The sequence below is a fragment of the Allocoleopsis sp. genome (assembly GCF_036703385.1).
Lineage (GTDB): Bacteria > Cyanobacteriota > Cyanobacteriia > Cyanobacteriales > Coleofasciculaceae > Allocoleopsis.
In genome coordinates this window covers 20,389-33,135 of record NZ_DATNPA010000143.1, presented here as the reverse complement: position 1 = coordinate 33,135, position 12,747 = coordinate 20,389, and the positions used below count along the sequence as shown (strand labels likewise).

Genomic DNA, 12,747 nt, shown 5'->3' with positions numbered 1-12,747 from the left:
GGGAGCTGAGTTAAAAGTAACCAAACAACTCCAACAAATGATTCTTCCTAAACCAGAAGCATTAGAAGCCATTGAGGGATTAGAAATCGCTGGGTTTATGGAACCAGCCGATGAAGTGGGTGGCGATTATTATGATGTCCTGCAACAGGAGGGCAACGTCAAAATTAGCATCGGGGATGTCACCGGACATGGATTAGAAAGTGGGGTGTTGATGCTAATGACGCAAACGGCTGTGAGAACTCTACAACAAAGTAATCAGACCGATCCGGTAAAGTTTTTAGATATTCTCAACCGCACCATCTATCACAACATCCAGCGCATCAACTCTTATAAAAACCTGACCCTTGCCCTACTCGACTACTCGAACGGCACCCTAAGTGTAAGTGGTCAACATGAGGAGATGATTGTAGTGCGGGCTGGAGGTGAAGTGGAGCGAATTGATACGATGGATCTCGGCTTCCCGATTGGGCTGGATGAGGAGATTGCAGACTTCATCGCCTCAGCACAAGTGCAACTGAATCCAGGGGATGTGGTGGTGTTATACACCGATGGGATTACGGAAGCCTTTGACATTAATCGCCAGCAATACGGAATCGAGCGGTTATGTGAAGTCGTCAGCCGCAATTGCGATCGCACTGCACCAGAAATTAAGCAAGCCGTGATTGATGATGTGCGACTGCATATTGGAACTCAAAAAGTGTTTGATGATATTACGTTGGTAGTGCTGAAGCAGAAGTAGATAGTTTATATCAGGTATTTCTGCGGTGATGCATCATACCAAATCCGGGTTAAATACCCCTTTTTTAGTGGAGACAAGGCAGAAGAAAGAAAAGATTTCAAGCAAAAAGGGACTTATCAAGGCAGATTTGGTATTAGACCAAAACGACGCTAAGTTTTGGCTTGAGGTGGTACAATGGTCTCTTTAGACATGGATGAAGTTCCAGATTTCTCTTTCTCTGTCATTGTGCCGCTAATATTAAATGGTTCAGTTTTAAGAGCCAATAAATCTTTAAAATATAGAATTATTGGTTCCTTCAAAACGAGAGAATAATCATCATGAATCTCTGGGATGAGTGCAGCAGCGTCGCTCATAAAGAGAGTATCGCCAAAGATATTAAGAGCATTTTCATTAATGGAATCAATTAATACCTCGGGCATCGTTGAATTTTCATCGGCAATCCTCTTTAAGGTAGCTCTATCTTGCTCTAAAATGGCCTTCAAAGCTCTTTGTTCTTGATTGCTTAGCTGTTGCATGAATTCGAGCCATTCGTGCCATTCTTCAGGGACAATTTGAGAGATTACACTATCAGAATCTAGAGTGTACGCTTGAGATAAGGCTGCTCTCTGAGGCTCAATAACTTGAATTTGAGTCTGCCAATGGCGAAACTCTGACTCTAACTGCTGCTTCCGACTTTCTATAGTAGCTAAGTCTTGATTAAGTTTTTTCTGTTGCTTGCGTTTTTCTGAAATTTGGCTCAACAGCTGATCGAGTTTAGCCTTTCCAGCCATTAAGCTAATTTCGACTTCTTGTTGCTGCTGTTGCAAGGGAGCTAAAGCTTGATTTAATTGCTCCTGGCGTTGCTGAAGAACCTGGATTTGTGTTTGTAAGTCGTAAGCTTCTCCTTCTAAGTGACGTTTTTGACCTTCTAGAGTGATTAAATCTGGATGGATCTGCTCCTTTTGCTGCTTTTTCTTGGAAATGTGTTTTTGCAGCTGTTCAAGTTCTTTCCTTAATTGACTGATACGGATTTCTGTTTGCTGAATTTGAAAGTTTTTAGTGGAGATAGATTGATTCAGTTCAGCTTGCTGTCTTTCAAGCTGATGAAGTTGAGTTTGTAGATGGTAAAACTCAGCTTCTTGTTGCTGTTTTTGTTTTTGAAAATCGCTGAGTTCCCTATAAAGTTCGTTTCTTTGGAGATGTAGATCTGAAACTCGGTTGAGCAGCTGGCTTCTTTCGCTTTGTAAGGCATTAATGCTAGCTTCAACTTCTTGTCTCGTCGCTGTTGCCGCCGCAAGGGATTGATAGAGTTGGCTTTCCTCTTCCTCAAGCTCTTGAATCTGGTTCTGGAGAGAGCCTCTAAGCAGTTTTTCCTGATAAATTCTCCGTTTTTCTACGATCGCAGCTCCTGCATAAGTCCCAGGAACTGTAATTACACCCATCAGTAGTGCTTTATTGATGTCTCGGTTTGCCACCAGTCCCAGCACGAAGCTAATACTGAAGGCGACTGAACCGAGAAGAATGCGATTGACTACCCTTATTGATTGCATCTTGCTTGTTTTGAACCCAGTCAACAGGCGAGAGTGAGTCATGGGTTACAGGTTAGCCGGTTGGCAGGTTGGCAGGTTTGCAGGTTGGCAGGTTGCTACGTTGCCAAACACAGCAGGTTGAAAGTTTAATTTAACCTTCAACCTTCTAACCTTCAACCTTCTAACCTTCAACCTTCTAACCCATTACCCCTTCCCAACAAATTAGTGTTAGTTGTTTGACTCAGAAATGGCTAATTCGCCTCTCAAGAAGTCAATAAACTGCCGTGCCGTGCGTCCAGAGCGCCCATTATGACGGGTCGCCCATTGCAAGGCACGATACTCTAATTCATTATGGCTCAGAGAAATTCTGGATTGTTCGGCTAGGTGGTGGACTATCTTAAGGTACATGTCTTGGTTGGCTGGCTCAAAGGTGAGGGTTAAGCCAAAGCGATCGCTAAACGATAATTTCTCCTGAACCGTATCCCAGGCATGCACTTCCTCACTATCGCGGGGACGGGGGCGATCGTCAAAAAACTCTCGAATCAGGTGCCGTCGATTGGAGGTCGCATAGACGACAACATTTTGCGGACGAGCGGTTACACTCCCTTCTAACACGACTTTCAAGGCTTTAAAGGCGTCGTCATCTTCCTCAAAGGAGAGGTCATCCACAAAGATTACAAATTTTTGCGGAACATCCCGTAATTGCTCTTGTACAGTGGGGAGGTCTTTCAACTCAGATTTAGCGACTTCCACCAAACGCAGACCCTGCTCTCTATACTTATTTAACAATCCCTTGACTAAAGAAGATTTACCAGTTCCGCGACTGCCATAGAGCAAGACATGGAGTGCGGGGTAACCAGCGAGTAAACACTCTGTATTCTTGGCCAAAGCCTCTTTCTGAGACTCATAACCCGCCAGTTCCGTAAACTGGATCGGATCAGGGTGAGCAATCCCTGTTAACTGCCCTGACTGCCAGCGAAAGGCATGATACTGGGCGAATATGCCTGTTCCACATTGCTGGTAATATTCAGCTAAAATCTCTACGGCATCCGCCCAGTCGTCCAATAGATGCAGCTTTTCTCGAAAAGACTGCTCCTTAATTGCCGCACTACTTTGATGTGCCCAGCTTGGTGTCCCGACATCCCCGTCATGATGCCATGCAATGGGGGCAACCGTGGGTTTGGCGGCGACTTGCACCCAGCTGCTGAGTTGTTCGGTACTACACTGAGAAAGATTCTGCAAGATCTGCAAATCCTGCCGAGTGGCGGCGATTAGGGCAGGGGGCAATTTCTCAACAGGTGTCAATTGAGCTTGCTGGCTAAATGGATTATCGTCTTTGAGAATTTGTGTGACAAGATAATCTTGCCAACTTTGTTGACTTGCGGCTAAAGCTTTAAACCATCTGCCGTAAGCCTGGAGACACTTGAGTCCATCCGCATCGCTGTGCAGGAAGGCTTGCAATAAATTGGAGAAAGCTTGACCGACCTCTGCACTGAGGACAGATTGATAAAGCAATAGCGACGCCGTTTGGCGTTGGAGCATTTGAATGGATGTGGTAGCGGGAGTAGCCATGAAGGAGCGATCGCTTCTCTCAGAGGGTGATTGAATTTTCGCCTCTGCAAATCCTCTGGAGGATATTACATTCCTTTAATCAGAACATAAACAGGGACTCGGATCACAGAGCACTAAACATTAAGGATTGTTTCTCCTCCCAGAAATCTTCACAATAGAACCGTTAATTTTGTAAGAGAAATAAAGATTCCTGAGCAACGCTTGTTATCCGATAAAAGGTAGATTACGCTGCAATCATCCAACTAAGACTTGCTCACCACACCTTATTTCTGAGCTAAGTTAATTGACAAATTATCAAAATTACTATTGGTGTCAAAGGAGAAAAAATGACCAGCAACATCGTCAAGAACTTCGCCGCTGTAACTGTCGCTGGTACATTGTTGAGTTTTATCGTTGCTAGCACAGCTGTGGGCGTTGCTGTGATTGTCAACCTCACAGGTAATCATGCAGGTAGCCAAAGTACTATGAGTTCTGTACAACGATGAAGATTGGCTCTCGTTAGGTCTTCTAAGCTGCTGTGGCTAGGCCGTTGTGCCTCAATAAAGGAGCAGTACTCGGTTCGCGCCCCCGGAATGCCTTGAACACCTCCATCGGATGTAAGCTACCGCCAAGAGCCAACACGGTATCACGGTAGCGCTTGCCTGTAGTTGCGATCGCATCCTCATTATCTAAGCCAGCCTCTTCAAATGCGGCAAAAGCATCGGCGCTGAGGACTTCCGCCCACTTATAACTGTAATAACCCGCCGCATAGCCCCCCGCGAAGATATGGCTAAACGCGCACAAAAAGGCATCTTCTGCTAATGGGGGCAAAATGGTCGTCGTTTTCGCAAGGCGGCTACGCACATGCCTTGGAGTTTCCTCGCCGCCTGGCCTATAACGGTGATGCAGCTCAAGATCGACAAAGCCAAAGTGCAACTGTCGCAACATTACACTGCCGCTCATGTAATGCCGTGCCGCCAGCAGCTTTTGGTAATAAGGCTCTGGCAGTGGCTCACCCGTTTCATAGTGCTTAGCCATCCCCATTAACGTGGGTCGGTCATAACACCAATTTTCCATGAACTGGCTGGGCAACTCCACCGCATCCCACTCCACATTATTGATACCAGCTGCCCTGGCATAATCCACCTGGGTGAGCATGTGTTGCAAGCCGTGACCAAACTCGTGGAATAGCGTCTCTACCTCATTAAACGTCATCAGACTCGGCTTACCGTCCACCGGGGGAGTCTGATTACAGACTAAATACGCCACAGGTAAGCGTGTGCTGGATGTACCCTTTTCCATCATCTTGGTACGCCCAATGCACTCATCCATCCAAGCACCGCCACGCTTTTCTTGAGGACGGCTGTAGGGGTCTAAATAGAAGTAAGCAATTGGGGTACCCGTCTCATCAGCGATTTGAAAATAACGCACATCCTGATGCCATATCGGTGCTTCCCCATCTGCCGCCGTAACGGTAATGCCAAAAAGCCGCTTTACCAAGCCAAATAAGCCATCTAGTACCTGTGGCAAAGGAAAGTAAGGACGTAATTCTTCCGCACTAAAGGCAAACTTTTCTTCCCGCTGACGTTCCGCCCAGAAGCTGATATCCCAGTGTTTTATGTCGTTGGCTTCTTGTGCACCTTTTGATGCGGCAAAGGCTTTCAACTCTGCCAAATCCTGAAGAGCAGCATCGTAACTAGCGCGACGCAATTCCTCTAGGAGTTTCTCTACCGCCTCAACGTTAGGAGCCATCTTACTGGCGAGGCTCAATTCGGCATAGCTGTTAAAGCCCAGCAATTGTGATTTTTCTTGACGCAGCTCTAAAATCCGTTCAATCAGTGAATTGTTATCCAACTCACCACTAGAGGCACGGCTGATAAAAGCTTTATAGAGTTTTTCCCGCAAGTCCCGGCGGGTGCTGTGTTCCATGAAGGGAACATAACTAGGGTAGTCTAAGGTAATCCGCCAAGGGCCAGTTTCGGCTGTCGCGCCTTCTTCCCCAGCGGCACGCGCGGTTTGAGCCGCCAGACTCAATAAGCTGGGAGGCAACCCCTCCACTTCATCTTTGCTGGTTAGAGTCAGGTTAAATGCTTTGGTGGCATCCAGCACATGGTTAGAGAACTTGGTGGAAAGTTCTGCGAGTTCAAGTTGAATCGCATTGAAACGCTCTTTCTGTGAAAGGGTTTCGCTACCACGCTTTTCCCCGTCTAAACCAACACCTGAGAGTTCCGCCTCTCTAATCGCCGCTTCAACAATCCGTTGTTGAGCGAGTTCTAAATGGCTCCATGCGTCATCTTCACGCAAAGCTTTGAACGCTTTGTAGAGCGGTTGACTTTGATTAAGCTTGTTGACAAACTGTACAACTTCAGGCTGCACCGTTTCGTAAGCCTCGCGCAGTTCGGGGCTGTTCTTGACCCCCATTAAATGCCCCACAATTCCCCAACTCCATGTCAGGCGTTCTGTCAAGCGGTCTAACGGCTCGACCAATCCGCTCCAAGTTGGTGTTACGTGATGCTCCAAACTAGCAAGCTCTGCCTCTAATTCAGCCAAGAGCTGTGTCATGGCAGGCACAACATGCTCCGGCTTAATCGCATCAAACGGAGGCAGTCCTTTGCCGATTAATAAAGGGTTATCAGTAATAGTTGCATTAGCAATCATAGCTAGTGTTTCGTTTTGAATGCTTGAAGTAAACTGGTCTTAATTTTTGGGGCTACATTAATACCCAGCAGTGATCCCTGTCCTTTGGGACTATGACAATTGAGTGTGCTGACCATTAGCGCTGTAGCCAAGCGAAACTGTTGAGCTTTAGCTTTGCCCAGTCCCTTCGATACAAGTATGCTGCTATTTATTTATTATCGAGAAAATCTATTGAGGAAGCTTAGGGGGTAACCGTAATCCTTTAGGTGGGCTAACCCCCTTGAATTATAAGGTCTGGCATCTCAACGGCGCTGGAGTAGAGACGAAAAGCGCTCTTTCATGTTGCTCAGGGTTGATTGCATTAACTGAGCTGTTGTTGGCTGAGGACGAACCGCCAGCTGAATTGGCTCATCCTTGAATTCCTTGAGTCGATGACCGTACTCCAAGTTATTTTGGTGCTTGCGTAGTTTGGGGAATACGCGACAGACACCTTTAAGTAATTCCTGCTCTTGCTCAAATACCGCTTGGTTAATCTGACTACTCCGATTCACGGTCATTGAACCTGCTGGCAGCCAGTTTCCCTGTCCCTTGATACGCACATAAATATTGAACTCTGGCAGCCCTGACTTTTTCATTTCGTCGTACTTTTTCGAGGCTGCCGCCCGTTTTCCCTTACTTTTCTGAGCGGTCTGTTGCTTCGGTTGAACTTTCCCGAATCCCGTTTGAGTGGTCACAACGATTACTCCTTTAAGTTCTTAACAAAAGTTTACACTATTTTCATTTAACTTTTGCAGTCCGACGTAAAGTCCGCAGCTGGAACAGAGACTAGTGCCGTGGATGGAGTTCAGGTTTAGTCGGGTTGTCTTTGTGGCTCAAAGCTCAGAATCTTGCTTCATTGATTCGGAAGCTGGAAGAATCAACCGTCTTTTCCTACGGCTAAACTCAGTAGAAACATGATCTGCTCTGCAATTGAGCCCCTACAATTAAAAAACAAGGTGGAGTACAGCGGCGAGACTACCGGATTAAGGGCTGAGTCAAGAAGGCAATCTCAGCCAAACTAACGATTCTTTTAAGAAGTTAGCTGAGAGGCAACCAGTGTAGGGGACGGCTATAGCAATGCAGAAGCTTTCAGAAACTTTATATTCGAGTTTATTTTGGTTAATTTCTGGATTACTGATTTGGCTGGTAATTTTACCCCTAGCATTAATTTGCTCCCCGATCATTATCCTGGGAAAAGCAGCAGGGCAAATATTTTCTCCGATGACCCAGTCAAACCTAGTAGAAACACAAACGCGATCGCAGACAAACTCTGCACACAAAGCTGCTAATGCCGTCGAGCCTTTTTTAACCACATTACTCTTAAAAACTCTAATTGAAGTGCCTGCTTTCCTGGCGGCGGTCATGTCTTTACAACCGAAAAGATTAATCCCAGGTGAACAGGTACCTGTCCAGAGACTTCAGACACCACCCTTAAAAGTAGAAGAAGAGTCATCAAAAGCAGCTAAAGAGATACCTGCTGAAGAAAAACCCAGTGGAACTTAAGCTGGAAAGCTTTCCTAGATTTACGGTGTAAACGGCTGCGTTGGTGTACTTGGCATCAGCGGTTTGTTTTTAGCGGAACGCACTAGACCCAACTCGGCAAGAGTTTCCCCTCAGTTCCTGTGTTTTGGCAAGAGAGGGGGAGAATTATTTCTGCCAAGCAGGTCTAGTGCGGCCTTGCTCGAAGTTAAAAGTCAAAAACTCTTTCAACGTAAGGCGCTCAACTTTTTGCCTTAATTAATTCCTGATAAACTTCAACAATTTTTTTAGCCTTCTGTGACCATTCAAATTCTTGAACTCTTTCGACAGCTTTGAGAGACATATTTTTCCGAAGCTGCTCATCTTTGACGAGGAGCTTGATTTTCTCCGTTAGTTCTTGCGCTAGATATTCCTTTGAGATCGGGTCTATCTTGAAGCCAGTTTCTTCAGTTACATATTCAGCAATTCCACCATTGTTAGCCACAATGCAGGGAAGTCCACAAGCCATCGCTTCCAAGACCACGGCTCCCCCAAATTCTCTAATTGAAGGGAAACAAAAGATATCAGATTTACTGTAATATTCAAGTGTCTCTTGTTGATTAACCCAGCCCGCAAAGCGGACGACTTCGCTTAAATTATTATCCCGAACTTGTTGCTCTAAATTACCTCTTTCTGAGCCATCACCTACAATCGTCAGAGAAATTTTATCTTGAACTTCTTGGTCTAACTTACTAATCGCTTCAATAACAATGTCAGCACACTTATAAGGAACTAACCTTCCCACGAAAAGTAAATTAACTTTACTTCCATTACTGGTATTTTTGGCATTATTTAGAAAATCGCTTGCGATGCCATTTTCATAGAAGAGTTCAGTTTTATTGTCTGAGAGTGCAAACAGCTTATTCAACATTTGCAGGGTATAGGTTGAACCCACTAGAATTTTGTCGGCTTTCTTGTAAGTTTCCACATACCCTGGTATTAATGAGCGTCCCAAGGTTCTCAAAAAGTTTAAGTTCGCTGATTCTTGCTTGGCTGTTTCTTGAAATCCCGTCGGGAAAGGAAGCCCTCCGTTTACAGGCCCTAGCAGAAAAGGAGTCTTGCGACATGCCTTCACTACTTTATAAGGATATCTCGGCATCATCGGAGTTAAGGCATGAACTACATCATAGTCTCCTCTCAATATTTCTGGTTTAAATTGCTTGTATACCTTATTATTAAACTCTCCATAAATTGGATAAGTCAAAGTATGGTATAAAGGCCAGTTTATCCGCCCTTTAGTCGCAAAACCTTCTACGAATTTATAGTACGCAGTATTTAAATCACCTTGTGAAATATAAACAACCTTTTTGTGGTTTGTTTTCGTTTCAAATGCCTGTCTATTCCTTTCGTGAGTGACAAGCGTTACATCTACAAGTTTATCAACTTCTTTAAATAAATTATAAGCCACGAAGGGGACAGAGGGAAAGGTGGGATTGCACTGTTCCACAATCATTAAAACTTTAATTTTTTCAGTTTTCATTGATTATTACTTCTCCAAAAATAACTTAAATAACAGCTGATTAGCTTGTTGGCAAGAGACTAAAATTTTGATAAATTGCTCGCTCTAACCCCTAGAATTGCCAAGATTTTTTTTACGAACGCTAAAGCCAAAATAACAATTACAGTAGGCAACAGTCCGCCTCTAGTTATACACAAAAAACCCTGGTTGTCAATACAATATCAACACCCTTGACTAATTGGGAACTGAAGAATCGAATTCAACCTTAAATGTCGCTTTTGTGCAAAATCTATTTGACGACTAGACTATCAAGCTCGCTCACCACTAAATGGCGATCGCTGATAATACAGGTAGGCACCTAGCCTCTGAGATAGCACTTTCACTTATGTGTAATTTCTATAAGATTATGGCATGGCTTCTATCAGAGCTGCTATATAGAGCGAGTAAGATGGCTTGAAGTTCCTGTGTACGCCCAGCGAGTAACGAAAACCTGTCGTGCGATCGCTTCACGGCGCTTGTCCCGCCCTGTTCGCCGACGGCTCTTGGTTGAGCCGTTTCGTTAGTCTAACCGAGGCAGCACTCGACGTCTCAAGTTATAGGTACTCGGTTCAACTTCAATGCAACATCAAGGTTCAGATTAAGGTGTCTGTGCTTTCCAACGCTGCAACTCTACCTTTTGAGTGCGTTGCGATACCCCTAGCACTGAAGTATCACTAGCTAGTTATCGAAACACTAAGTATTAATACGTATCAACTCATCTTTCCTTTAAGGTTGATCTCTTGAAAATTTATCGCAGGAGTCTCTCTTATTGTATTTGAGCGATCGCTTAATACCGTTTCTAGGTGTCGGCGCTACACTGGGAACCCCCGTAACCTCCAAGAAGCAAAAATCTTCAGGGGAACTGGAACTCATACCAGGAGGAACTTAAGGGGGGTAAGAAGGGACTCTCTAGCCTTTCTATGGCGAAATAGTATTAATACTCAGCTTCGGTCTTGCTCGGTGATACGGAGAATTGGTAATGACTAATTACTTTTAGTCTTACTCATTGACTCTAGTGACAATTCCGACTGCAACTTGCTACAATTAGAGGTTCAATCAATTTATAACCAGTAAATTTCACAATTTAACCAATCTAGTACCTCGCGATTGCTACGTTCCAAGGCTTTATTACTGGTGTCTAGGGTTTTTGGTGATTAACGAAGCTTTTTTTGCCGAGCTTTGATACAATTACGCTTTTCTTGAAGGCGTTAACACTGAGTAGAGTAATTGCCTAGAAATCACAACAATTACTGAACAAGGCTCTCAATTAAGAACTGTAAATAAAGCTCCTTAAGAGGAGCTAAACTTTAGTCGAAAAACGAAAACAAGTATTAATTAGATCCAATAAGTATTACTTATAAATTAGTAAATTTAATTTGGCTGAAGAATAATAAGTAAATACTTTACCTGTTTTTCACGCAACTTAATTCCAACACTTTTCGTAAAGGGAGTACTCAGATGAATAGCAAAACTCAGAATCGAGAGTCCCTAGCTCTGAAAAATCTGAATGGGTTTTATCAGAACTATTCCCAAGACAAGAAAGATACGAATGGAAAGATAGATGGGCTAGAGTCTCTCGGCCTGAAGAACTTAGGTCAGGTGTATTGGAACCTATCGGTTCCTAAACTTATAGAACATTCAATAGTACGTCAAGAAGGTATTTTAGCGAGTAATGGTGCTCTTTGTGTCAAAACTGGCAAATATACGGGTCGCTCCCCCAAGGATAAATTCATCGTTGACGAACCGAGTATCCATAACGAAATCGATTGGAACACCGTCAATGTTCCGATTGCGATCGAGAAATTTGACCTACTCTACAAGCGAATGCTGGCTTACATACAGGGTAAAAATTTGTATGTCTTTGATGGTTATGTGGGTACCGATCCTAGTTACCAACTCAGTGTCAGAGTTATTAATGAGCTAGCGTCTCACAATTTATTTGTTCATCAAATGTTCCTCAGGCCAACAGCAGAGGAACTCAAAACTCATCACCCTGACTTTACAGTAATTTCCGTTCCAGGTTTCCAGGGTGACCCAGACATTGATGGCATCAATAGTGAAGCTTTTATTGTACTCAGTTTCGAGAAAAGACTGGTTCTGATTGGTGGTACTCACTATGCCGGTGAAATGAAGAAATCAGTGTTCTCGTTCATGAACTACATCATGACGAAACGCAATGTTTTGCCGATGCACTGCTCTGCCAACATGGATAATGATGGCAACACGGCTCTATTTTTTGGACTCTCTGGTACGGGTAAGACTACCCTATCTGCCGACCCCGTCCGCCATTTAATTGGAGATGACGAACATGGATGGTCAGATCTGGGCACCTTCAATTTTGAGGGAGGATGTTATGCCAAGACCATTCGCCTATCTAAGGAAAATGAACCTCAAATTTGGGAAGCCATTCGCTTTGGCGCAATGTTGGAAAACGTGGTTCTGGATGAAAATACCCGCGTACCGGATTATGACGATGGCAGCTTAACGGAGAATACTAGAGTTGCCTATCCGGTAGAATATATTCCAAATTGCGTGATTCCTGGTATCGGTGGTCATCCCAAGACCGTTATTTTCTTGACGGCGGATGCGTTTGGGGTATTACCACCCATTGCCAAATTGACCCATCGCCAAGCTATCTATCACTTTATGTCGGGATATACCAGCAAGGTAGCGGGTACAGAGCGCGGAATTACTGAACCACAAGCCACGTTCTCAGCCTGTTTTGGTCAGCCGTTCCTACCGTTGTCTGCAACTGTTTACGGTAAGATGTTGTATGAAAAGTTGGTTAAGTTCGATGCTACGGTGTACTTAGTCAATACAGGTTGGACTGGTGGGCCTTACGGCATCGGCTCACGCATCAAGCTTCCATTCACTCGGGCGATGATATCTGCCGCTCTCAGTGGCGAGTTGGATCACGTCGCCTTCCATGATCATCCGATCTTCAAAATCTTGGTACCCGAATCGGTTCCTGGAGTTGAGCAGCACATTTTAGACCCTCAGAAGACTTGGAGCGATCCGGCGGTTTATGAGCAACAAGCCAAGGCTCTAGCGAAGCGGTTTGTGGAAAACTTTAAGCAATTTCATCAGGCTCCTCTGGAGATTTTGGAAGCGGCTCCCGTGTTTTAGCGACTTTTGAGAGGTAGATACGCTCTCTCAATTAATAGCCTTGATGTAGGGTGGGCAATGCTCACCCTACAATCTGTCATGGAAGTTGTGACAAGAGTTTAATGAGCAGGGGTGCTGCAAACAGCAGAGCG

9 protein-coding genes are annotated in these 12,747 nt (G+C 44.6%); 4 read left to right on the top strand and 5 right to left on the bottom strand.

What is annotated here, in order from left to right; genetic code table 11:
* A partial coding sequence (locus V6C93_RS07130) for a PP2C family protein-serine/threonine phosphatase (protein WP_333475960.1) occupies positions 1-739 on the top strand: 739 nt, incomplete at its 5' end.
* Positions 740-888: 149 nt separating this feature from the next.
* Here V6C93_RS07130 and V6C93_RS07125 read toward each other — a convergent pair.
* A complete protein-coding gene (locus V6C93_RS07125) occupies positions 889-2,268 on the bottom strand; it encodes a tellurite resistance TerB C-terminal domain-containing protein (protein WP_333475959.1) in 1,380 nt (459 codons plus the stop codon).
* A gap of 207 nt (positions 2,269-2,475) precedes the next feature.
* On the bottom strand, positions 2,476-3,819 hold the full coding sequence (locus tag V6C93_RS07120) for an ATP-binding protein (RefSeq protein WP_333475958.1): 1,344 nt from the start codon (positions 3,817-3,819) through the stop codon (positions 2,476-2,478).
* 326 nt (positions 3,820-4,145) lie between these two features.
* On the opposite strand from V6C93_RS07120, the gene V6C93_RS07115 reads away from it, so the two are divergent.
* Positions 4,146-4,304: a hypothetical protein gene (locus tag V6C93_RS07115; RefSeq protein WP_333475957.1), complete on the top strand. Its 159-nt coding sequence runs from the start codon at positions 4,146-4,148 to the stop codon at positions 4,302-4,304.
* Between the two features lie 22 nt (positions 4,305-4,326).
* Here the strand turns inward: V6C93_RS07115 and V6C93_RS07110 are convergent, their stop codons facing one another.
* Positions 4,327-6,456 carry a M3 family metallopeptidase gene (locus V6C93_RS07110; protein WP_333475956.1) on the bottom strand — a complete coding sequence of 710 codons (2,130 nt, stop codon included), beginning with the start codon at positions 6,454-6,456 and terminating at the stop codon, positions 4,327-4,329.
* A 281-nt stretch (positions 6,457-6,737) separates the two neighbouring features.
* Positions 6,738-7,169 carry an HHL1-like protein gene (locus V6C93_RS07105; protein WP_333475955.1) on the bottom strand — a complete coding sequence of 144 codons (432 nt, stop codon included), beginning with the start codon at positions 7,167-7,169 and terminating at the stop codon, positions 6,738-6,740.
* Positions 7,170-7,551: 382 nt separating this feature from the next.
* Here V6C93_RS07105 and V6C93_RS07100 point away from each other — a divergent pair, with 382 nt between their 5' ends.
* Positions 7,552-7,977 carry a hypothetical protein gene (locus tag V6C93_RS07100; protein WP_333475954.1) on the top strand — a complete coding sequence of 142 codons (426 nt, stop codon included), beginning with the start codon at positions 7,552-7,554 and terminating at the stop codon, positions 7,975-7,977.
* A gap of 217 nt (positions 7,978-8,194) precedes the next feature.
* Here V6C93_RS07100 and V6C93_RS07095 read toward each other — a convergent pair whose 3' ends face one another.
* Positions 8,195-9,472 (bottom strand): glycosyltransferase family 4 protein, encoded by a 1,278-nt coding sequence (locus V6C93_RS07095; protein ID WP_333475953.1) that lies wholly within the window; start codon positions 9,470-9,472, stop codon positions 8,195-8,197.
* 1,476 nt (positions 9,473-10,948) lie between these two features.
* On the opposite strand from V6C93_RS07095, the gene pckA reads away from it, so the two are divergent.
* Positions 10,949-12,616 carry a phosphoenolpyruvate carboxykinase (ATP) gene (pckA, locus tag V6C93_RS07090; protein WP_333475952.1) on the top strand — a complete coding sequence of 556 codons (1,668 nt, stop codon included), beginning with the start codon at positions 10,949-10,951 and terminating at the stop codon, positions 12,614-12,616.
* Positions 12,617-12,747 lie beyond the last annotated feature (131 nt).